Annotated in this window: 19 protein-coding genes and 2 pseudogenes; 9 read left to right on the top strand and 12 right to left on the bottom strand. The window is 63.5% G+C overall.

What is annotated here, in order from left to right; genetic code table 11:
• The first annotated feature begins 1,540 nt into the window (after nucleotides 1–1,540).
• Together HU230_RS43555 and HU230_RS43550 are read left to right on the top strand one after the other, a co-directional pair.
• Nucleotides 1,541–1,849, top strand: coding sequence for a hypothetical protein (locus HU230_RS43555; protein ID WP_224944639.1), 309 nt, complete (start codon nucleotides 1,541–1,543; stop codon nucleotides 1,847–1,849).
• Nucleotides 1,850–1,984: 135 nt separating this feature from the next.
• Nucleotides 1,985–2,173 (top strand): hypothetical protein, encoded by a 189-nt coding sequence (locus tag HU230_RS43550; protein ID WP_224944638.1) that lies wholly within the window; start codon nucleotides 1,985–1,987, stop codon nucleotides 2,171–2,173.
• A 66-nt stretch (nucleotides 2,174–2,239) separates the two neighbouring features.
• Here the strand turns inward: HU230_RS43550 and tnpC are convergent.
• From tnpC to istA, 3 genes and pseudogenes are all read right to left on the bottom strand, one after another.
• A pseudogene (gene tnpC / locus HU230_RS43545) lies at nucleotides 2,240–3,681 on the bottom strand (IS66 family transposase); the annotation flags it as partial.
• A gap of 111 nt (nucleotides 3,682–3,792) precedes the next feature.
• On the bottom strand, nucleotides 3,793–4,635 hold the full coding sequence (istB, locus tag HU230_RS43540; RefSeq protein ID WP_176535476.1) for an IS21-like element helper ATPase IstB: 843 nt from the start codon (nucleotides 4,633–4,635) through the stop codon (nucleotides 3,793–3,795).
• Nucleotides 4,632–6,164, bottom strand: a complete 1,533-nt coding sequence (istA, locus tag HU230_RS43535) for an IS21 family transposase (RefSeq protein ID WP_420840935.1) — start codon at nucleotides 6,162–6,164, stop codon at nucleotides 4,632–4,634. Before istA ends, istB begins: the two co-directional genes overlap by 4 nt.
• Before the next feature lie 176 nt (nucleotides 6,165–6,340).
• On the opposite strand from istA, the gene HU230_RS43530 reads away from it, so the two are divergent.
• On the top strand, nucleotides 6,341–7,162 hold the full coding sequence (locus HU230_RS43530; protein WP_224944662.1) for an ArdC family protein: 822 nt from the start codon (nucleotides 6,341–6,343) through the stop codon (nucleotides 7,160–7,162).
• A gap of 136 nt (nucleotides 7,163–7,298) precedes the next feature.
• Here HU230_RS43530 and HU230_RS43525 read toward each other — a convergent pair whose 3' ends face one another.
• Nucleotides 7,299–7,583 carry a hypothetical protein gene (locus HU230_RS43525; protein WP_156928855.1) on the bottom strand — a complete coding sequence of 95 codons (285 nt, stop codon included), beginning with the start codon at nucleotides 7,581–7,583 and terminating at the stop codon, nucleotides 7,299–7,301.
• A 241-nt stretch (nucleotides 7,584–7,824) separates the two neighbouring features.
• On the opposite strand from HU230_RS43525, the gene HU230_RS43520 reads away from it, so the two are divergent.
• Nucleotides 7,825–8,136 (top strand): DUF736 domain-containing protein, encoded by a 312-nt coding sequence (locus tag HU230_RS43520; protein WP_029083789.1) that lies wholly within the window; start codon nucleotides 7,825–7,827, stop codon nucleotides 8,134–8,136.
• 355 nt (nucleotides 8,137–8,491) lie between these two features.
• On the opposite strand, the gene HU230_RS43515 is transcribed toward HU230_RS43520, so the two are convergent.
• Both HU230_RS43515 and HU230_RS43510 read right to left on the bottom strand, forming a co-directional pair.
• Nucleotides 8,492–8,995: a type II toxin-antitoxin system YhaV family toxin gene (locus HU230_RS43515; protein ID WP_176396346.1), complete on the bottom strand. Its 504-nt coding sequence runs from the start codon at nucleotides 8,993–8,995 to the stop codon at nucleotides 8,492–8,494.
• Nucleotides 8,992–9,333 (bottom strand): type II toxin-antitoxin system PrlF family antitoxin, encoded by a 342-nt coding sequence (locus HU230_RS43510; protein ID WP_207841091.1) that lies wholly within the window; start codon nucleotides 9,331–9,333, stop codon nucleotides 8,992–8,994. Before HU230_RS43510 ends, HU230_RS43515 begins: the two co-directional genes overlap by 4 nt.
• 205 nt (nucleotides 9,334–9,538) lie before the next feature.
• On the opposite strand from HU230_RS43510, the gene HU230_RS43505 reads away from it, so the two are divergent.
• Nucleotides 9,539–9,817 (top strand): DNA -binding domain-containing protein, encoded by a 279-nt coding sequence (locus HU230_RS43505; RefSeq protein ID WP_166107013.1) that lies wholly within the window; start codon nucleotides 9,539–9,541, stop codon nucleotides 9,815–9,817.
• A gap of 266 nt (nucleotides 9,818–10,083) precedes the next feature.
• Here HU230_RS43505 and HU230_RS43500 read toward each other — a convergent pair whose 3' ends face one another.
• From HU230_RS43500 to HU230_RS43480, 6 genes and pseudogenes are all read right to left on the bottom strand, one after another.
• Nucleotides 10,084–11,097: a S8 family serine peptidase gene (locus HU230_RS43500; protein ID WP_234633926.1), complete on the bottom strand. Its 1,014-nt coding sequence runs from the start codon at nucleotides 11,095–11,097 to the stop codon at nucleotides 10,084–10,086.
• 100 nt (nucleotides 11,098–11,197) lie between these two features.
• Nucleotides 11,198–11,632 (bottom strand): annotated as a pseudogene (locus HU230_RS44000) (S8 family serine peptidase); the annotation flags it as partial.
• Between the two features lie 634 nt (nucleotides 11,633–12,266).
• Nucleotides 12,267–13,238, bottom strand: a complete 972-nt coding sequence (locus HU230_RS43495) for an AAA family ATPase (protein WP_224497188.1) — start codon at nucleotides 13,236–13,238, stop codon at nucleotides 12,267–12,269.
• A gap of 198 nt (nucleotides 13,239–13,436) precedes the next feature.
• Nucleotides 13,437–14,636, bottom strand: a complete 1,200-nt coding sequence (locus tag HU230_RS43490) for an RHE_PE00001 family protein (RefSeq protein ID WP_224944625.1) — start codon at nucleotides 14,634–14,636, stop codon at nucleotides 13,437–13,439.
• A gap of 222 nt (nucleotides 14,637–14,858) precedes the next feature.
• The gene (locus tag HU230_RS43485) at nucleotides 14,859–15,254 is read right to left on the bottom strand and encodes a type II toxin-antitoxin system VapC family toxin (RefSeq protein WP_224944622.1); all 396 of its coding nucleotides are present in this window, start codon (nucleotides 15,252–15,254) and stop codon (nucleotides 14,859–14,861) included.
• Nucleotides 15,254–15,499, bottom strand: coding sequence for a type II toxin-antitoxin system VapB family antitoxin (locus HU230_RS43480; RefSeq protein ID WP_224944607.1), 246 nt, complete (start codon nucleotides 15,497–15,499; stop codon nucleotides 15,254–15,256). The genes HU230_RS43485 and HU230_RS43480 overlap by 1 nt, the downstream gene beginning before the upstream one ends.
• 198 nt (nucleotides 15,500–15,697) lie before the next feature.
• Between HU230_RS43480 and HU230_RS43475 the strand changes: the two genes are divergently transcribed.
• The 4 genes from HU230_RS43475 to repB all read left to right on the top strand — a co-directional run bounded on the left by HU230_RS43475 (nucleotide 15,698) and on the right by repB (nucleotide 20,574).
• A complete protein-coding gene (locus HU230_RS43475; protein ID WP_224944604.1) occupies nucleotides 15,698–16,786 on the top strand; it encodes a hypothetical protein in 1,089 nt (362 codons plus the stop codon).
• Nucleotides 16,787–16,799: 13 nt separating this feature from the next.
• Complete coding sequence (locus HU230_RS43470) at nucleotides 16,800–17,972, top strand: site-specific integrase (RefSeq protein WP_224944602.1); 1,173 nt, start codon at nucleotides 16,800–16,802, stop codon at nucleotides 17,970–17,972.
• A 383-nt stretch (nucleotides 17,973–18,355) separates the two neighbouring features.
• A complete protein-coding gene (gene repA / locus HU230_RS43465) occupies nucleotides 18,356–19,558 on the top strand; it encodes a plasmid partitioning protein RepA (RefSeq protein WP_224944647.1) in 1,203 nt (400 codons plus the stop codon).
• Nucleotides 19,558–20,574 carry a plasmid partitioning protein RepB gene (repB, locus tag HU230_RS43460; protein WP_224944600.1) on the top strand — a complete coding sequence of 339 codons (1,017 nt, stop codon included), beginning with the start codon at nucleotides 19,558–19,560 and terminating at the stop codon, nucleotides 20,572–20,574. Before repA ends, repB begins: the two co-directional genes overlap by 1 nt.
• Nucleotides 20,575–20,729: the final 155 nt, after the last annotated feature.

Below are 20,729 nucleotides of genomic sequence, written 5' to 3'. Positions count from 1 at the left end.
TACCGTCTATCTGGCCGTGGCGCTGGACTGGGCGACCCGCCGGGTTCTGTCGTGGCGGCTGTCGATCACCATGGAGGCTGCATGATGATGTCGCGCTCTTGACCGCTGAATCGACAAGCGACGACAACGCGTTGAGCGCTTCCAGGCTGACAAAGGGCTCTGCCGTTAGGCTGCCACCGCGAGCACATGCCGCGCGGTCGAACATCCAGGATGGGATCTCCAGAAAACGCCGCGTCTCCGATCCATCCAGCGTGCAGCGGAAAACAACGCCGTCCGCCTTGTCGATCACACCATGGACGAAAACCTCGCGGCCTGCCCAAGGGTGATGCCGGTACAGAACCTCACGGCATACGGTCCCGTGGGCGTTCTCAAGCCTTGTTGTACAATGGCCGGCGTCCCCACTCGAGCCTTGACCGCGGCGCTCCGGATCAAGCCTACTTCAACTCGCTGCCGCTCCGCATGGCAGCCTAACCACGGCAGACGCTCCACCTATCAACGCGGAAATTCTGTCCAAACAACCGGGGCCAGCTCTGTCATTGATCGGCAGGCGTTTGAGGCCAGCTTCTACGCATTGTTGGAAAAGTGGAGGCTGCGTCGGTACACGCCGTGATCAAAATAGACGTCAGTGCAAATCAAGGCGCTTGAGCCGGCCTTACGATCAATTGCAGACCGATGCGTGATCACCATTCCTATTTGGTGGCGCCTGCTCCGGCGCGATCGATGACCCAGGCCACCATGTTGCCCTTGGCCTCTTGAGCCTGCACGTGCCGGAGGGCCTCGGAGTAGGTTAGTAAGGGCGTTTTGTCGCGTCCGTGACACGGTGATGTTCGGCGGCGTGCCGCCGCACTCAGTTAAGCCGTTGAATAGATAGCAGAACGCTTTTCTGGGCTGTTCCTATGCAGTTGGCACGATTCTTGATTTTCTTGCCAGCATCGCTCACTCATCCTAAGATTTGGAAAGGACACAGCAATGAAGGCCGATATCTCAGCCTTGGGTCTAACTGAACTAACTCCTGAGGAAGCATCTGCTACTTCGGGAGGCGTGCTTTGGGGGGTTGTGTTTGCAATTGTCGGCGTTGTTGGGATGGCAGCTGCCGCAATAGGTGGATATATAGGGGGCGGTCCACGTTGAGGATAAGCTCGGGACGCTTACAGGCGAAATCGTTGCCAAAACCGCATTGCCTCAAACGGCGTTGATGACGGTAAGCCGGTCCCTCTTATCCACGCGGGAACGACAGAAGGACGTTCGCTTTGTCAATCGGCGTGTCCAATTTTGGCTCGCGTATTGCCGCATTAGCGAATGTTACCCTCATGGCGCCATCGTACTGGTCGATACGACCTTGAAGGATTGGCCGCGCCAAGTGGCTTTTCCGGCTTGCTCGACGAGAGGGGCTGTGGGCGGGTCGGGGCCCTACATAGCCCGGGCCGTCCACAGCCCCGGGCCATGGGGCAGCGGTTGTGGCGTCGTCGAGCGGGCCCTGGGCGACCAACCGTTCGGCAGCCCTTCGTCTGAGCGCCCTCAGCAGACGTTGCACAATCGAATGCTGTCTCTTTCCGAACTCCTCGGGGTGTTTCTCGCGCAGCCGGCCGACAATTGCGAGTGCCGTCAGCTGCGGCTGCTCTGCGAGCCACGCTTCGATCGCGGCAATATGCGGGTCGAGCTTGGACGGCATGCGAACTCTGGTCTTATAGGGTCGACGAGTTCGCCGGTGTGTAGCACGCGGCTCGCCGACCGTCACGCTCTTGCCGAGCGTCTTCGCGAACGTCGCTGCGGTCGCTGGCAGGATGCTAGTGTGAGCGGGTTGCGGGCCGCGCGCCTGTCCGGCACGACGATCGACGCGATTGCCTAGTTCCTCTTGGATCGCGCGAATCTCTGCCAACAGCGCGACCGGATCGAGCGAGCGATACTGATCGCGTAGCCGTTTCTTCACGGCCGCGGTCACCTTGGGATGCGCTAAGGCACGCTCTTAGGGCGTCGATGGGAGATGATAGCGCTTGATCACTTTAGCTCCTTCGCGACGCTTCTCCTTCAGCTTGAACGACGGTTGGAAGAAGTTGATGTGGCCCATCATACGCGCCGTCTCGACGCCATCGAAGCGGCCATAGCCCATGAGGCGGCGGACGACGGCACCACTCTTCTGCTCGACAAACGCCTGATCATTCTTCTTGTGTAAGCGCGATTTTCTTCGCACGCCGGCGGTTTTGATGGATTGCCCTGGTATCGGGCGATACCGAGCCGTTCAGGCAGTGGCGGCTTTGTGGAAGTTGAAGGGCAGCAGGTCTGTAATATCGGCGTCGCCGGCGCGCTGAGGCAATTCGGTGAGGACGTGGCGCAACCACGCTAACGGCTCGACACGTGAGGCGCGGCAGGTCAGCATCAGGCTATAGACGACGGCACTGGCCTTGGCTCCGTCCACGGTATCGCTGAACAACCAACTCTTCCTGCCAGTTGCAAAAACCCTGATGTCGCGCTCCAGAAGATTGTTGTCAATCGGCATGCTGCCGTCCCCGGTGTAGCGCGTCAGATATTCCCATTGGTTTCGGGTGTAGGATACGGCGTCGCCGAGCTTGCTGTCAGGCAAGACCTTCGGGCCATGTCATCGAGCCATACTTTGAGAGCATTGAGGATGGGGACACTATGTTGCTGGCGGAAGCGGCGAATGCAGTAGGCCTGTGTTTCACCCTTCTCCGGTATTCCGTCCCACGCCCGCCTTTCAACCCGGTAGAGCTGTTCAAAGAACCGCAGCGCTTGCTCGGGCGGACCGCCGCCCTTCTTCCTGGCTTTGAGGGCATCGACAAAGCGCCGCCGGGAGTGGGCCATGCATCCAATGTGGGTGGCCCCTTCCAGCGTGCGCCATGCGGTATAGCCGTCACTCATTACAATGCCACGGTAATCGCCGAGGAAGGCTTGCGGGTGGATTTGGCCGCGGCCCGGCTGATAATCCAGAAGAACGATCGGCTCGTGGCTGCCCTTGCCGCTGCGATAAGCCCACATGTACGATGTGCTGGTGGCCCGTTTGTCCTTCTCCTTGAGGACCTGAACCGTTGTCTCGTCGCCATGGATGAGAGGTTGTGATCTGAGCCGCAGCTTCAGGGCGTCGTAGATGCGATGCAGATGCTTCTCGCTCGAGCCAATCACCCAGTGGCCCAAAGCGCCGCGGCTGACAGGAACACCTGCACGTTCGAAGGCCTGCGCCAGGCGGTAGAGCGGCGTGCCATCGACATATTTGTGAACCAGCGCGAACGCCAGCGTCGAGGGCGTGGCAACGCTGCCCGGCAATGGTTGCGGCGGCATCGGCGCGGTCACGACAGGGGCGTGGATCCCGGTGCGATCGCAATGGCGGCACGCATATTTGAAGCGCACATTCTGTAAAACCTTCGCCTTCACCTCGATATGAAGTTGCTCGGTGACAGCCTCGCCCATGCGATGCATCTGGCCACGGCAGCAAGGACACGCCTTCTGATCGTCGGACAGGTCATACTCGACGCGCTCACGAGGTAGGTTCCCCGGCAGCGGCTTGCGGCCGCGCTTCTTTCCCATTGTGTTTTCGACGGGTGGCAAGCCCGTGTCCGGAAGTTCGGCGATATTGTTCGTTTCACTGCCGGCGTCCTCCTCATCGGAGGCCTGCTCGGCTTCATTGAAGAGACGATCAACATGCTTTTCGCTGCGCGGTATAGCGCGACAATCAGGATGAGAGCGGCGCGTCAATCAAGATGAGACGAGGCGGCCGAGTCAGGAGATAATTGACGCTGGCCGCCTACTTGGCAAGCGTTGATTGACGCTGCGCGACAATCAAGCGGCGCTGCCAGCGTCAATCACAGTCTTGTCGAGTTCGTTGGGGGTCGTGTGAACAGGTGGCCGGCCTGGACCGCGCTTGCGATCGAGGGCAACTTTTCGACGGTAACTTTCGACGTTCATCTCGAGGATCGTGGCGTGGTGGACCAAACGATCGATGGCAGCCAACGTCATTGCCTGGTCCGGGAAGATACGCCCCCATTCGCCAAATGGCTGATTGGCCGTGATCAGCAGCGAGCGTCGTTCGTAGCGGGCGGCGATCAACTCGAACAGCACACTGGTTTCCGCCTGATCCTTGCTCACATATGTGATGTCGTCGAGGATCAGGAGGTCATAGCGATCGAGTTTGGCGATCGCGGACTCCAGCGCCAGCTCGCGCCGCGCGACCTGCAGCCGTTGCACCAGATCAGTGGTGCGCGCGAAGAGAACGCGCCAACCGTTCTCGACGAGAGCCAGGCCGATCGCCGTGCCGAGATGGGTCTTGCCGCCGCCCGGTGGACCGAACAAGAGCAAATTGGCGCCGGCCTTCAACCAGGCGTCGCCAGCGGCGAGCGCCATCGCCTGTGCCTTTGATAGCATCGGCACGCTTTCGAAGTCGAAGGTGGCGAGCGTCTTGCCGGCGGGCAAACGCGCTTCCACCATGTGTCGCTCGATCCGACGGCGGGTGCGATCGGCCGCCTCGTGCTCGGCAAGGGCGGCGAGGAAGCGGGCGGCAGGCCACCCTTCCTTGTCCGACTGTGCGGCGAGCTTCGGCCAGATCGCCTTGACGCCCGGCAGGCGGAGCTCATTGAGAAGCAGCTCGACACGGGCAGCATCGACGGAGGTAGCGATACCGGTCATGCTGCCTCTCCCAGGTTCGAGCGGCCCGACATGACGCTGACGGAGGCGAGTTCATCGTAGACGTCGAGCGGCGCCAGCTTGACGGCGACACGCGGGATCGAGGCCGCCTCGGGTCGGAAGCGGTCGCGCAGCGCGGCAAGATCGGGTAACTGTCCGGCGTCCAGATCCATCGCGATCACCTCGGCGAGTTCTGCTTCGCAGGCGCGCTCGTGAGCCAGCGCCAGAAGCTCGACCGTCACCTTGCAGGCGCGCCGGTCATCACCATGCTCCCGCAAGGTCTCGAACAGACGTTTGTAAGCTGCACGCGGGAAGAGTTGGTCGCGATAAACGAGATTGAGGAGCGCCATCGGCTTGCGCCGCAGGGCATGGATGACGTGCCGGTAATCCACAACATGACCGCCCTGGCTCTCGGACACAGGCCGACCGCGCCGCAGCGTCACGACCGGCGTGACGCCAAGGAAGCATTCGAGCCGGTCGTCGAAGATGCGCACACGCAGGCGATGGCCGATCAATCTTGAAGGCACGGTGTAGAATGCGCGCCGCAGGATGAAGCCGCCTGACGACGTCACCGGGATCACTTTCTCCTCGAAGTCGGTCGTGCGGCCTTTTGGCAGCGGCGCCAAGGCCTCCTTCTCGAGCGCGATCGGCTTGGCGAGGTTGGCGTTGCGCCGGCCGACAATCTCGTCGACAAAAGCCCGGTACGCATCGAGACTGGCGAACTCGCGCGTCCCCCGCAGCAACAGCGCATCTTCCAGTGCCCGCTTGAGATGGCCGTGCGCGCTCTCGATCGAGCCGTTCTCATGTGCGATGCCCGCATTGTTGCGCGTTGGCGCCATGCCATAGTGGCCCATCAGCCCGGCGTAGCGCTGCGTCAGATCCCCCCGTGCGTCGGCGGCCAGATTGCGGAATGCTGCCGACAGGCTGTCGCTGCGATGCTCCCGCGGCACGCCGCCAAGCGCCCACAGCGCGTTCTGCAAGCCCTCCGCCAGGGCGACGAAGCTTTCGCCGCCGAGCACGACATGGACATGCTCGAAGCCGGAGAACGCCAACCGGAAGTGATAGAGCCGGTGATCGAGCGGCTCACCCGCGATGGTAATACCGAGCGCGCTCACGTCGGTGAAGTCGGACAGACCCAGGCGGCCGGGCTCGTGCTGCTGGCGGAAGATCACGTCCTGTTCGGGGCCGTTGAGCGCCCGCCAGGCGTTGATGCGCCGCTCCAGCGTGCGGCGGATGTTCGGGTTCAAGTCATGATGCCGTCGGCGCAGCTCGTCCAGCACGCCGATCACGCGGATGCCGGGCGCAGCCTTCAGGATCGGAACGATCTCGGCGTCCCAATACTGCCCGAGCGGATCGGACCGGCGCCGGCCCCTCGGCGTCTTCTTCTGCGATGGCGGGCGACAATCGCCCTCGATTCGATACGCGCTTGCCTTCGAGAACCCCGCCTTGGCCGCGGCGGCCTCGGGGGACAGTGTCAGTCGGTACGTCATGTACAGCCTCATCTGGTGGTCGGTGATGTGGAGGCCAGGCAAGGCATCGATTCCCTCTTGTCGAGACGAACCAACAGCTTGCACCAGCCGCACCCGGCCGCCAGACGGGTCCAAAAACGCGCGACGCCGATGGGGACGGTCCTCCGGTCGGGCTGCGCCCTCCCTTCGGTCCGTCCCCATCGGCGCAGTCTCACCTTGATTGTCGCTGGAGTCTCACCCTGATCGCCGCCGCGCAGGACCGCATCACCCGACCGCTGCGACACAACGGCCAGCCCTATACGGGCATCAACGTCTTGCTGCTTTGGTCAGAAGCCATCGCGCGCGGCTTCTGCTCGCCGATCTGGATGACGTTCAAGCAGGCCAGCGAACTTGGCGCGCATGTCCGTAAGGGTGAGACCGGCAGCACTGTGGTGTATGCAAGCCGCTTCACCAAAACGGAGACCGACGCTCACGGCGACGAAATCGAACGGGATATCCCCTTCCTCAAAGCCTACACCGTCTTCTGCGTCGATCAAATCGATGGCTTGCCCGCGCATTACTACGGTCGGCCGCCCGTCGTCACATCAACGATCGAGCGCAACGCGCACGCCGACGCTTTCTTTGCCAACACCGGGGCGATTGTTCGGCACGGCGGCTCGATGGCGTTTTACGCGCCTTCGTCCGATCATATTCAGATGCCGCCGATCGAAAGTTTCCGCGACGTGGCCTCCTATGTTGCCGTCAGAGCCCATGAGACCGTGCATTGGACCGCTCCCGCTCACCGCGTCAATCGCGATCTCAGCCGTTACGGCAAGGATCGGAGCGAACGCGCGCGCGAAGAATTGATTGCGGAACTCGGCAGCTGCTTCCTCTGCGCGGATCTCGGGATCTCTCCCGAACTCGACCCGCGGCCGGATCATGCGAGCTATGTCAAGTCGTGGTTGGAGGTCTTGTCGAATGAGAAGCGCTTTATCTTCTCGGCTGCCGCGCATGCGCAACGCGCCGTCGCTTATCTGCACGACTTGCAGCCCAAAGCAGCTGACGTCGAGGAGGCAGCATGATGAGCGCACAGCGTGATTGGGGCCGGCGCGTACCGGCCCGCACTTATCCGGCGATCAGCGCAGGGACCGCGGCCCCTTTGCTTGGCCGCCACGTCGAGGCCCCTTTATTCCTCATGCTGCGCGACCTGACAGGGATCTAGCTTCCTTCGAGGGCGGCCGCCGTTCTGGCTTTGCACAGGTCGTCGGCTTTGCCGAGCAAATCTCGTTCGCGGCCTGCGGGTTCACTTTGCGGGTCGCGTGATTCTTGACGGCTGAGCAGCGTGCTTACCTTCCGGGTTCGGGCCTCGACCAGCAAGCTTGAGGAATTGTCAGATGTGCGGTGAGCGGTGATCGGGTTCTTTCCTCGGTCAAGGTTTCGATGATCGCAGTTCGTGTTCTTGGCCGTTTCTTCTGGCACACCCACGTCGTCCTTGATTGGCATGTCTGACCGAAGGGCGGCGTCGCTTAAGCGCCGCCTCGCTCTTATCCCCGCAACAGCCGGTTACGACTTTCTTCCCCTGGACCGCTGCGCGTCCATTCCTCGCGCAAGACAAGAAAGTCGTGCCCTGGCTGCCCTCTACTGCGTGCCGGCCCCTTCGGGGTGCGGGTCGACCGCCTCCGGTCTGTCGCCAGCCATCGAGGCCGCGATGGGCGCGGCCCGGAAACTGAAAAAGGACACCACAATGGCGACCATCGGCACCTTCACCTCGACCGGCAACGGCTTCACCGGCACGGTTCGCACCCTCGCCCTCAATGCCAAAGCCAAGCTGGTGCGGGTCGAGAACCCCTCCGACAAGGGACCACACTTCCGCATCTTCGCCGGTAATGTCGAGCTGGGAGCGGCTTGGCAGAAGACCGCCAGGGACACCGAGCGCGATTACCTCTCGGTCAAGCTGGACGACCCGAGCTTCCCGGCTCCAATCTATGCCACCCTGATTGAGGTGGAAGGCCAGGAAGGTCTTCAGCTCATCTGGTCCCGCCCCAGCCGGGACTGAGGGCCCGCGAGAGCGGCCTCGCCGAAAGGCGGGGCCGCGTCTGCATTGACACCAGCAGATGTGCGCACGCTCAGGGCCTCAGGCGCGGGTATGGAGCTGTTTAGCTTATTGCTACGAGGGTATGAACCGACCAGTTTGAAACTCGAGGCCAAAGTCGTAGTTGGAATACGATAACGAACATTAATCTAAGCGAGGAGAGTGAGCTTTATCGATCCCGCACCAGGAGCACGATTAGCCCTGCGAGGCCTAGCTCCGCGACGAGATCCTGCGTCGCGTCGGGGTGGCGAGTTGCTCCGCGACCATCCGCCGAGCCGCCCAAACCTCAGCGAACGCTCGGTTGCTGGCCGAGCGAGAGCTATGTCTTGGGAGCGGCGCGAGCCAGCCGTTGCTTCGCCGAATCTGCGCTCGCCGCCGCGAGCAGGTCCGGCCAGCTGTCGGGCGGATTGCCGCGATTGAGCATCCTGCGAAACGCCGCGTAGGCGTCGTCGGCGCTCTCATAAGCGCGCAACGTCGTGTCGTCATTGACCCAGGCCAACACTATCACCTTCGCGTCCGCGGACTGCTGGTAGCGAAAGAACAGCCGGAACTGCTGTAGGAATTTTGCCCGGAACCAATGCTTGTACGCGTCGCCGAGCGTGCCGCCCTGGCGGTAGGCGTCGCGCGTCGGGTCGCTCGGAATGTCTTCGAACGCGACCTTGAGAACGGCTGCGAGTAGTTTTGTAGCGCGCTTCTTCTTGTATCCTTGCGGGTCTTTCTTCCGCGCTTTTTCGACGGCGCCGATCATCGCCTCAAGCTGGTCGAGAAACAGCGGGTGCGCGTAGATCGTCCAGCCGTTGATTTCGAGCGTTTCGTCGCTCACGCCTCGTCATCCGCAAGCGGCGCGTCGAGATCGACTTTAACGCCCTTGACCAGGTCCTTGCCGCGGGACACGAGTGAGCGCGGCACCGGCCGAATCCGCGACGGCTCATTCGCCATGTCGCGCGCGAGAAACGAGAGAAACTTGCCGATCACGGGATCGCCATCCTCGACCTGGGCCACTTTCTTCGCGATCACGACGGTGCCATCCGCAAGCGCGCGAAACACCACCTGATCGTGCTTGCCGAGCGCGAGCATCTTCCGGATTGCCGCGGGCACGGTCGTCTGGCCACGCTCAGTGATGGTGGCGGGGATTTCGAGAATTTCAGCCGTTTTCGCCATGGCCGGCTCCGGGGGTCGCACACTCTTCGATGTAATGCATTTGCATTGTATGTCAAGCCGCCACCGGCGCGATCGAGACACAGCAGCAGCCAGGGCGCCCGGGGATGCCGGTGATGCACCACGTGGTGCGCATTTGGGATCTATTCGCCGGTGCAGCATCTAGCCTACGCTCCGGTCGCCAGAATCTCGCCCGCGAAAGTCGCCCATGCAGAAGCCCCTGCTTGACCAGGATGTCGCCGACGAAGCACCGACCGCCTCCGTTCTGACCGGCTATGACGAAGAGCACCTGGTCACCTACCTGCGCCTGCTCCATGCCGAAGCCGACGGCGCCGATTGGAAAGAGGTTGCGCGGATCGTGCTGCACCTTAATCCGGCCCAAGAGCCTGAGCGTGCTCGGCGCGCCTGGCAGACACACCTAGCTCGCGCTCGCTGGATGACTGAGTACGGCTATCGGCATTTGCTTCGCGGCGGGGCGCCGCATTGATCGCGTCTGGGCCTGCCACCTGCTCGAGCAACGCGAAGTCAGCAAGGCCGCGGCCTCAATCAAGGGGATCAAGTCTGAGTTTGACGTTTCACGTTGGCAGCGGCTAATGCCGGTGCATCGTGTCGGCATGCTCTTGTCTCGCCGTTTCCTGCGGCAGGCTTGCGGCGATCACGCGTTCGAGGATTGCGCGTCGCTCGCTCGGCCCCTCGTGGCGTCTCGCTATCCTTGAATTCCACACCGAATTGTTTAAGCATTCCGCCGGTGCGTCACGCCTGAAGACGCAGCCGCTGCCGCACTCTTTCGTAGAGCTGCACTTCGGCCTTCTGCAAGAGTTCGATGACGACGGCGAATTGCTGCCGATCGACATGGGTGGCCCAGCCGCTTTCGCAGCGCACGACAAGATAGTAGCTATCCCCATAGTCCTCGATGCCACGTTTGAACGTGACGGTGGCGGATTGGACGGTCCCCTTCTCCCTCGCCTGGGGACCGGGAACGAGATTGCAATTGTATCTCCCGGCGAGCTCCGGAAATGGACCATCGTCCTGCTCGCGCTTTCGGTAGTGCTCGAAGATCAGATCAGGTTGGCAGCCCCGAATCAGCCGGAAGCTCATGCCGACACCTGCATAATCGGTTCGCGTGTGTCGCACCGGTGGATCAAACGCCAGCGTCACGCGAATGCAGCGTTCCCCATTTCCCGCTTGAAACGCTTCGGGAATTGGAATGCGATAGACGGCAAAATGGTCGAGGGCGAGCTCGTCTTCTGCGTAGAGCATGACGCGCGCGTCGTCGGAGAAGGCCGCGCGTTCCAGATCGACGAGGCCGTGCCCGCAGATCGCGCGCGTCGCGTCCACACCAAGCAGCTGAAGCCGCTCCTGGGCTGGCTGCGGGATTTCCGCGGAACCCACGATGAGCGCGCGCACCAGATTGGCTGAGGCATGCGGGAAGCGCGTCAGGATCTGAGCGGCGCTGAACGCAACTCGTGGGGCGGCATAGGATGTGCCCGAACCCGCCGTGAACAGGCGATCAAGATAGCTGTGATACAGCGTCAGGACGCCAGCGCTGCCGACATCCTCCCCGCCCCGCAGACGCGCGACGATGGGGTCGAAGATCAGCGTGCCGCCAATCTCGACCACGTCAGGCTTCGTGGCCCCGCCAGGCCCCGGTCCGATCCGGGAAAACGGCGCCGGCTCGTGCAGGAGCGTGATCGGGCGCACGCCCACATCCTCGGCCCGATCCGGATCGAGGCCCTCGCCATGCGCGAGCGCGCCGACGGTGATCACATTCAATGCGCCCGCGGGCTCGAAGAATCGATTGGCGTCCTCCAGAAGATAGCGCGGATATTCGGTCACCGCCTGTTCCAGGCGATTGCCGCCTCGTGATCGCCTCGCGCATCTGGGAGGGCACGAGGCGGCGATCGTCAAAGTCACCCCGGTCGTTCACGACCTTCGCCGCACAGATACGGGCGCCGCGTTGCAATGCGCCGACGGCAAGCTGTGCGCGCAGGTCACCAAACGCGGCGACGCCGGCGACCCGGGTGCCGTGACCCCAAACGTCCGCCGTGCCGAGATCGGCGGGAACGCCGATCGCGCCGGCGACAATATCCGCCAAGAACGGGTGATCGTTGACGCCGCTGTCGATGATGCCGATGAGCGGCGCGTCCTCGGCAAGCGCGTTCAGCGCGGGAGCATCGGCCAGCGTCAGGTCGAGCGCTTCCGCCGTCGTCACATCCGGCGCAGGTGGCAGATCGATCGTCGCCACCTCCTCGATTGTAAGTAGGGTGCGAATGAGTTCGCCCGTCAGGCGCGCGCGAAACATGCTGATCGAGGGACCGATGTAGCGATCCAAGACCTCACCGGCCCGGGCCTCGACGTAACGGATGACCTCCTCGATCTTGCGTTCCCGCAGACGGCGCTCGCCAAGGTCCCAAAGCTCGATATCGACCAGGTAGGATGTTTGGGGCACAAAGTCGTTGAGGTCCGCAAACCCTTCCTCCTGAAAGCGCGAACCAATCCGGTCCCGGGGTTCGACTGACCCAATGCTCTCGATTCCTGCCACGAAATTGTTGTACGGCGCATGCTTCTGGCCGGGCGGCGCGCCGCGCTGGTAGGCATCGAGGCGGGCGCGGAAGTCCTGCATGTCTTCGTTCGAAGCGAACAGCACGAGCGTGCGGTCTGCATCGCTCGACAAGACCGTAAGCCCCAAACGCTCCCAGTCCTCCTCAAGGAGGGCGCCCGTCATTTGCACGCGCAGGATCAGAGAGGGATCGACGAATTCAGGCTTGCGCCGGCCTCTCTGCGCCTGCGTCGCCGCATTAAGTTCATCGCGCAGTTTCGTGCTGTGCTGGTCGCGATCGCGTGCCGGCGGAGGCCCGCCGCCGCCGAGCTTGCGGCGCTCGAACTGTTCGGGCAGCCGGACAAGCTCAAGATGATCGTAGCGTGCCACGATGCGCCTAGCTCGTCGGCGCGAGGCGAGACTGTCCTGCTCGGCGCCGCGCCTCATCTTCCAAGGCGCGATTGAAATCGCGTTCCTGCACCTGCTTGCGGCGGTCGATGATCATCGACTTGACCGCCTGCGTGCAGACCCGCTCGATCTCGGCGTAGGAATAGCCTTCCAGCGCCGCGGCATGCTGCATCGGATCGAAGGCGAGGGCGACATTCTTGAACCTCAACCGCAAGAATCGCCCGATCATCGACCGGCCAGGTTTGTCGAACCAGACGACCTCGTCGAACCGCCGCCAGACTGCGGGATCGAGCGATCGGTCCAGGTTCGTCGCGGCGATCAAGAAGCCCTTCGGCTGGATATGGTCGATGAACAACAACAAGCTGTTGACGACGCGGCGTAGCTCATTGTGCTCGCTGCTGTCATCGCGCGAGCGCGCCAGCGCGTCGAATTCGTCAAAAAACAGAACGCAAGGTTGCTTGCGGGCGAACTCGAAGATCTTGCGGACATTGCCGGCCGTCTCGCCCAAGTAGGACGAGATCAGCCGGTCAAGCTTGACGAGGAAGAGCGGTAGTCCAAGCTCCGCGGCGAAAATCTCCGCGCACAGCGTCTTGCCGCAGCCCGGCGGCCCGCAGAACAGCAGTTTCGAGCGCACCTTGAGGCCGTGGCGCCGGATTTCATCGGCGCGGCGAAACTCTTTGACGAGGCCAAGCAGTACGCGCACGTTCGTCGCGCCCAGGACGATGTCGTTCCGGCTGTGGCGTGGCTCAACCCGCTCGATAAAATCCGCCGCCGCCTCGGGAAACGGAATGAGGGGCGCGAGCGCCTTGGGACCGCTCGGCCGGCTCGGGCCAGCCTCGAGCGTCTTGCGCAGGCTGCGCGCCAGAACGCGATTATTCTTCTTTTCCTCCTCGTCGATGATTTGCTCTGCCACGGCGCGGAACTCATCGTCCCGACCGTAGCTGGCCAGCAATTTCTTCATCAACTCCCCGCGGGCCATGGCTCTGCTTTACTTTCCCCTGTGGGACGAATCATAACCTCAATCGAACCGTTTCACGATGGGGTTACTGCCCGATTTAAACAACGCAAATGGCCGACGGGTGGCCACAGATGGCAAATTGGATGTCCGAAAGACATATACTGACTTCGGACAAACCCGATCCAACCAGCGCGCGCCTTTTCAGAGAATCCCCCACGCCCGGTAGCGTCCCCGGCCGGTCGCCTCGCGGAGGCCGAGCTCCGCGACGAGGTTTTGGGCCGCACGGGGCGTGATCCCGAGCTCTTCGGCGATCATGCCGGCCGAGACGATCGGCCGGGTCAGCACGTAATCGAGGAGCGCCGGCAGTTTTGAAGTGGTGCGACGGCCGGCGAGTTTGCGGGTGAGCAGGTTTCTGGTCATCAGCCAGCGGTCGTGGTCCTTGCGGCCGGCCTCGGCCGCGGCCGTCATCGCCTCGAGCTGCACCGCGAGCCGTGCTGCGGCGTCGCGCGGCCGCCGGCGCTCACGCGAGATGCTTTTCAGCCCGGCATGCAGGCACGGTAGATGCCAGCGTGTCTTGCCGCGCGCGCGCAACACGCCAGCTGCGAGCAGGCGGCCGAGCCAAGGCGTGTGCTCGAGCGGTTCGATCGCGTCCCAGGCATCCGCGGCGATCGCCGCCGCCAGGGTCGGCGGCAGGGTGCGGGTCTCGTCGACGACGGTGCGCCAGTCGTCGAGGCGGCCGTCTTCGTCCCAGTCGGGATCGTAGACGAGGGAATCCCGCTCCGGCCGCGACCGAGCCTCGTCGGCGAGCCTGCGCTCCGCCCTGGCGTTCGCGGCATCGACCGCGGCGAGGGCGGCGGCCAGATGGGGATCGGTGTTGATGGCATCAAGCGGCCCTTCGAAACCCACCTCCTCCCGCTCCGCGTCCTCGTCGACCCCAAGACTTCCCTCGACTTCCTTCCGGTTGCCCGTCCCCTCCTCTCGCTCGCTCCGCCCGCGGAGGCCAGCGAGCCCGGCAACGGACTGCGCCCAATCGGGCTTCGCCTCGGCGATGCGCCGACGGGCGCGCAGCACGGCATGAGCCCGGGTCAACTCGTGGGTCGGGGCGCGGACGTCCATGCCGGCGTCGTGGAGGACAAGGTCGTCGAGGTGGACGAGTTCGCCGTCGAGCCACAGACTGGCGCAGGAGTCGGCGAAGTGCATCCGGCTGATCGCGCCGTCGCGTATTGGGCTTTTGGCCAGCCGCTCGTCGAGGCGGGCGAGCGCATCCTCGGCGGCGGCGAGCGGCCCGGCGAGCTGGGCCCAGGGCAGCGGTTCGGGGATTTGGTAGCTGGGCAGCAAGGCCTTGATAACCTTAACAGGAAGCGGCGAAACGGAAGCTAACACAGCTTTGGCTTCCGTCATAGCGGGGCCTGTTCCCGGCCAGTCCTCACTATCGATAACCACCGCTTATCGATAGGGATGGACGTCACGGCGCAAATCAATGATTCTGAACTCTGGGAGCCCCGGACATCGCATCGTCTGGGCACCAAATCGGCGTGTGAGTCCGCCATGCTGAGGCGCTTTGCCCTTCCGGAAGACAAAGTCCCCTGCCCTTCCGGTTGCAGGGATGGCCTGGCGGCTGCCTCAGGCGGCCTCGATGTCGGTCTGCGGAAAGTCGCCGCCCTTGAACATCAACGGCTGGCCCAGATGCCGGGCACAGGCATAGGCAAAGCAGTCCCCGAAATTGAGGCTCGCCGGATGCCGGCCCTTGCCGAACCGGTCGAAGGCGTCGAGCGCGATCCGTGCCGTCTCCGGCGGCACCGCGACCACGGCGATCTCCATCAGCGCGAGATAGTCTTCGACCGCCTCGGCGGCGGCGCTGACCGAAAGTCTCAACACGCGCGCCACCGCGACCGCCGCCTCCCACACCGCCAGCGGCGAGGTCAGACGCGTTCCGGTCTGCTGCAGGCGGGCCAAAAGCTCACGCGCCTCGTCCTCGTCGGTCAACAACGCAGTCAGCGCCGAGGCGTCGATGAACATCAGGTGTCCTCATACAGGCTGTCGCGGAACGCCTTGTCGGCGGGCTGGCCCTGCGCCGGATTGCCCTTGGCGCGCAGATCCCGGCAGAACTGGACGCCGAGGTCGACCAAAGACGGCTTGCCCTGCTCGCGCTCGAGCTCATGGGCGAGCGCGGCGTGCACGGCTTCGGTGAGGCCGAGTTTTTTCAGCGCCGCCACCTTGCGGGCCAGCGCATCGGTCTCCGGGTTCTTGATGTGGAAGGCCATGGCGCATTCCTCTAGACTGCACTGTGTATCCGTATATATCATCAAGGATACACCAAGGGAAGGGGCACCGCCCCCGCGGAAGGCAATACCGAGAGTTTGGCCGGTGCCGACCGGGGTCTCAGGCGACCCGTCCGTTGGCCCAGGCCATCCCGCTAGACGCTCGGCCGTTCACGCGCGCGACTACAGGGTTAATTTTTGATGACCTCCCCTCTCCGTCTACCGGACGCAACCTCGATCAACGCGGCGCTGGCTGGCCTTGAGCCCGCGACCGCCGACGCCGACCTGGTCCCCGCCCTCGCCCACGCCTTCCCGGGCTTTCAGTTCAGCGTCGCGCGGATCGACGATGACTACTGGCGCGACACCCGTTCGGTAATTCGACCGGATGGTACGCGGATCGGCGAACTGCGGCCCTGGATGACAGGCGAGCTTGCCAAAGATGACGGCGACCTTGACGCGCTGTGGCGGCGCCTCAAGGAGACGGACCTGCAGATCACCGAATGGCGCGGCACCAGCGCCTTCGTGTTCGCGCCGACCGGTCCCGCCGCGGCCGATTACGTCCAGATCGCGCTCGGCCGCGAGAGCGAGTGGCAGGCCGCCCCGATCGTCAACCCCGATTATCGACCGTTCGGCGAAGAGGATTTGTTCGATCCGAGCTGGATTCGCCGCGACGAATTTCGCGAGGCCGACCGCCTGGTGGGCCCAGTTTACCGCCTGCTCGACCGTGCCGGCGGCGCTCTCGTCCATCTCCGCAGCTTTCTCGGGCGTTGCGACCGAATCGAGCGCGAGCGACGGGAAGCCAAGCGCCCGGAGCTCGAGCGGCGGGTGATTCAGGAAATCGGACCGGACGGCGCCCGCGAAATCCCGTTTCTCGACGCCGTGCCCGACTGGTTCGAGCACGTGCCGCGCGAGCTGCGCTTCTTCGAAGACTGGGAGCAATCCAGCGCCGGCGCGCAGCGGGTGTTTGCGCATTGGGCCCTCGACATCCGCGACTACACCCACAAGGGAGAGCGCGAGGTCGGCTTCATTCCGCGGCCGCTGCGGCCGCCCAAGGACCGGCTTCTGCCAATGCCGGATAAGTCGGTGCACATTTTGATGGATCGCATCGAGGCGATCGATCGCGAGCTCGGGCTTCCGTTCGGCTGGTTTTTCCTGATGACCCACGGCCACTGGGTTGAGGCGGAGATCGGGCAAGCCGTCGCGGCCGGGCTGCGCGAGCAGCGCGTCCGGCTGCCCGATCGCGATACTCAAGTGCTGCTGCGCTGGGCTGACAGGCCTTACGGGTTCTGAGGGAGCGCCGAGCATGGACGACATCACCTCCGCCGCGCTGGTCTCCGACCCCGAAACTCGGCGGGCGCTACAGCTCGACACGCTCTCGGCCATCCTGCCGATGGAGCGGCGGGACCGGCTCGCCGAGCTTCTGACCGACGACGATGTCGCGACGCTGAAACATCTCGCCCAGGAAGGCATCGGCGAGAATACGCTGCGCGCGCTGGCATCGGACCTTGCCTACCTCGAAGCCTGGGCCCGGGCCGCGACCGGCGCGGCGTTGCCGTGGCCGGCATCGGAAAGCCTCGCGCTGAAATTCGTGGCGCATCATCTGTGGGATCCGGCCAGGCGCGAGGCCGACCCCCAGCACGGCATGCCGGCCGACGTCGCGGCCGCGCTACGCGAAAGCGAGATGCTGCGCAGCACCGGCCCGCATGCGCCGTCGACGGTGAAACGGCGGCTTGCAAGCTGGGGGACGTTGCATCGGTGGAAAGGGCAGGTCGGGCCGCTCGCCTCGCCGAGCCTGCGCTCGGCGCTCCGGCTGGCCGTCCGAGCCAGCACGCGACCGCGTCGGCGCAAGAGCAAGCGGGCGGTCACCCGGGATGTTTTGGACCGCTTGCTCGCGACCTGCTCGTCAGATCGGCTCGCCGATACGCGCGATCTCGCCATCCTGCTGCTCGCGTTCGCCTCCGGCGGGCGACGACGCAGCGAGGTCGCGCGGCTGCGGGTCGAGCAGCTCACCGACGAGCCGCCGGTTCCGCTCGATCCGCTTGACCCGAAGTCGCCGACGTTGCCGTGCGTGGCCATTCAGCTCGGCCGCACCAAGACCGGCAACGCCGACGACGAGGGGAGGGTGCTGCTGGTCGGACCGCCGGTCGAGGCGCTGCGCGAATGGCTGGAGCGGGCGGACATCAGCCAGGGGCCGATCTTCCGCGCGATCGATCGCTGGGAGGCGATCGAGGAGCGGGCGCTGACGCCGCAGTCGATTAATCTGATCGTCAAGCGGCGGTGCGCGATGGCGGGGCTGGATGCGAGGGAGTTTTCCGCGCACGGCTTGAGATCCGGGTATCTGACTGAGGCGGCGCAACGCGGCGTTTCCCTGTCGGAGGCGATGCAACAGTCCCAGCATCGCTCGGTGCAGCAGGCGGCCAGTTATTACAACGAAGCAGATCGACGACTCGGTCAAGCTGCACGGCTCGGCGTTTGAAGAGGCGCAGCGGCCCGAGGCAGAACTTAGATTCGGCTTGCAGCGCGGTGGAAAGGGTTAGACTGGGGGAAGCCGATTCGGGCCATTCGAGCGAGTTGACCGCGGTCAACTTTCTCCTGGTTGGGTCCTCGCGTGCGGGCCGGAACCTGTCCAGCGAATGCGTAAGCGGGGTTGGCGCTAGGTGGGATCTCTCCGCGAAGTTGACCGCGGTCAACTTTTTCGTTCGCGTAGGAGGGGCCCAATTTGACCGTTAAGGATTCGTTTACCCTTTAATTGTTGCGCGACCGCTCAGAATCGGGCGTACTAGCCACGCTTTACGCATGCGCTGCATCCGAAATTCGTAACTACGCGAGAAAGCCGTGGCCCTGAACGACCAAGAAACGATGGCGCCAATCCTGTCGGCCGCGCTCCCAGCGATCCACGATACGATCGCAGCCGACGCGCGGGAACTCTCCGCGAAGCTTCATGCCCATCGCATGAAGCTGTTCCCGCCAAAAGCCCGCAAGAACCTCCGGCGGTTTACATCCGGGGAGGTCGCGAAACTCGTCGGTATCAATGACGGCTATCTCCGCCAATTGTCGCTGGAGGGAAGAGGCCCTCAACCTGACACCAGTCCATCGGGTCGACGGTCGTACACATTCGAAGACATTCAGAGCCTTCGGGCTTATCTCGACGAATCCGGCAAGGGAGTGCGACGATACCGACCGCATCGCGTCGCGGGCGAACAGTTGCAAGTCATCGGCGTCGTTAATTTCAAGGGTGGATCAGGCAAGACCACCACCGCCGCGCATCTCGCTCAACATCTCACGCTGCAGGGATATCGGGTGCTTGCGGTCGATCTCGATCCGCAGGCCTCGCTCTCGGCGCTGCACGGCTACCAGCCAGAGTTTGACGTCGAGGAAAACGGAACCCTCTACGGCGCCATCCGCTATGACGACGAGCGTCGCGAGCTGCACGATATCATTCGACAGACTTACTTTTCGGGGCTCGACATCGTCCCCGGCAATATCGAACTGATGGAATTCGAACACGAGACCCCGAAAGCGTTAGCTATGCGCCAGTCGGGTGATCCGCTGTTCTTCGCCCGCGTTGCCCGCGCCCTCGCCACTGTCCAGGACCGTTACGACGTCGTCGTGATCGATTGTCCGCCCCAACTTGGATTTCTCACGCTCTCCGCACTCTGCGCGGCAACCGCGATCCTAATCCCGGTGCATCCGCAAATGCTCGACGTCATGTCGATGTGCCAATTCCTCATCATGACATCCGACCTCCTTGCCGTCGTCGCCAAGGCAGGCGGCAACATGAATTACGATTGGATGCGCTATCTCGTCACGCGCTACGAGCCCGGTGATGGACCGCAGGCCCAAATGGTCGGCTTCATGCGCTCGCTGTTCGGCGATCGCATGGTCACCAATATGATGCTGAAAAGCACGGCGATCTCCGACGCCGGCATCACGAAGCAAACACTCTATGAGGTCAGCCGCGATCAGTTCACACGCGCGACCTACGACCGCGCAATGGAAGCGCTGGACAGCGTCAATGGCGAAATTCAAAGCCTCATCCAGGCCGCATGGGGGAGGGCCTAATGGGTCGCAAAAACCTGCTTGCTGACCTCATGGACGACAAGTTGACCGCGGTCAACGAACCGCCGTCAGGTGAGCCCAGCGAGAATCGGAGACCTTCCCAACCAACACTCGGATCGCGCGGGGCAGTCGGCGCCATGAGCCGCTCGCTCGAGATGCTGTCCGCGGAGCGCGATGCCGCCAAGGCCCTGACCGAACAACTCACCACCGGTCAAGCCGTCGTTGAAATTGATCCAGGATTGATCGACTCCTCGATCGTTCCGGATCGCATGACGGGCGTCGACGAGAAGCACCCCGCTCTCGTCGAATCGATTCGCGCCAATGGGCAATTGGTTCCGATCCTCCTTCGCCCGCATCCGACCAGTCCAGGACGGTTTCAGATCGCCTATGGCCATCGTCGCGTCCGTGCGCTTGCCGAACTTGGCCATCCCGCGCGAGCCGTAATCCGTGACCTCAGCGACGAAGACCTGGTGGTGGCACAAGGCAAAGAGAATGGCGAGCGTGAGGATCTGTCCTTCATTGAGCGGGCAACGTACGCCGCCGCGCTCGAGGATCGTGGATTCAAGCGTGAGATCATCATGGCGGCGCTCAGCGTCGACAAGACAGAACTCTCGCGCCTCATCTCCGTCACGCGGGCCCTGCCACGGAGCCTGGTCGATGCGATCGGGCCAGCGCCGAAGACCGGCCGCCGGCGCTGGATGGAGCTGGCAGAGCGGTTGGTGGGTCGCCACGACCAAAAGGCATTGGCTGACAGCGTGGCTAGCGATCGTTTCGTGCGTGCTACTTCCGATGAACGGTTCGCGATCACGTTCGTCGCGCTCGCGCCCCGCAAGCCCAAAGCTCCACGACCGACGACCTGGACCGATGACGACGGCAAGAAAATCGTGAAGATTGAACGTCGGGCAGATCGCGTCACGCTCGCGCTCGATGAAAAGGCCGCGCCGGCGTTTGGAGACTTTGTGATTTCGCGCCTGCCAGAACTCTACCGCGCTTTTCGCGAGGGACGCACCGATGAATGAAATCGCGCGTCTCGCCGCTTTGGATATGGCGCCGTCCGGACCTCTCATGGTCAGGCGACGCGATGCGTACCCGCGTTTCCGTCCTCTAACCGTAGGAGCATAGCGGAAAAAGAAAAGGCCCCCGAAACGTCTCCGTCCGAAAGCCTTCTCTCGTC

It is taken from the genome of Bradyrhizobium quebecense (genome assembly GCF_013373795.3).
Classification (GTDB): Bacteria; Pseudomonadota; Alphaproteobacteria; order Rhizobiales; family Xanthobacteraceae; genus Bradyrhizobium; species Bradyrhizobium quebecense.
This window is presented reverse-complemented; position numbering and strand designations above follow the sequence as displayed.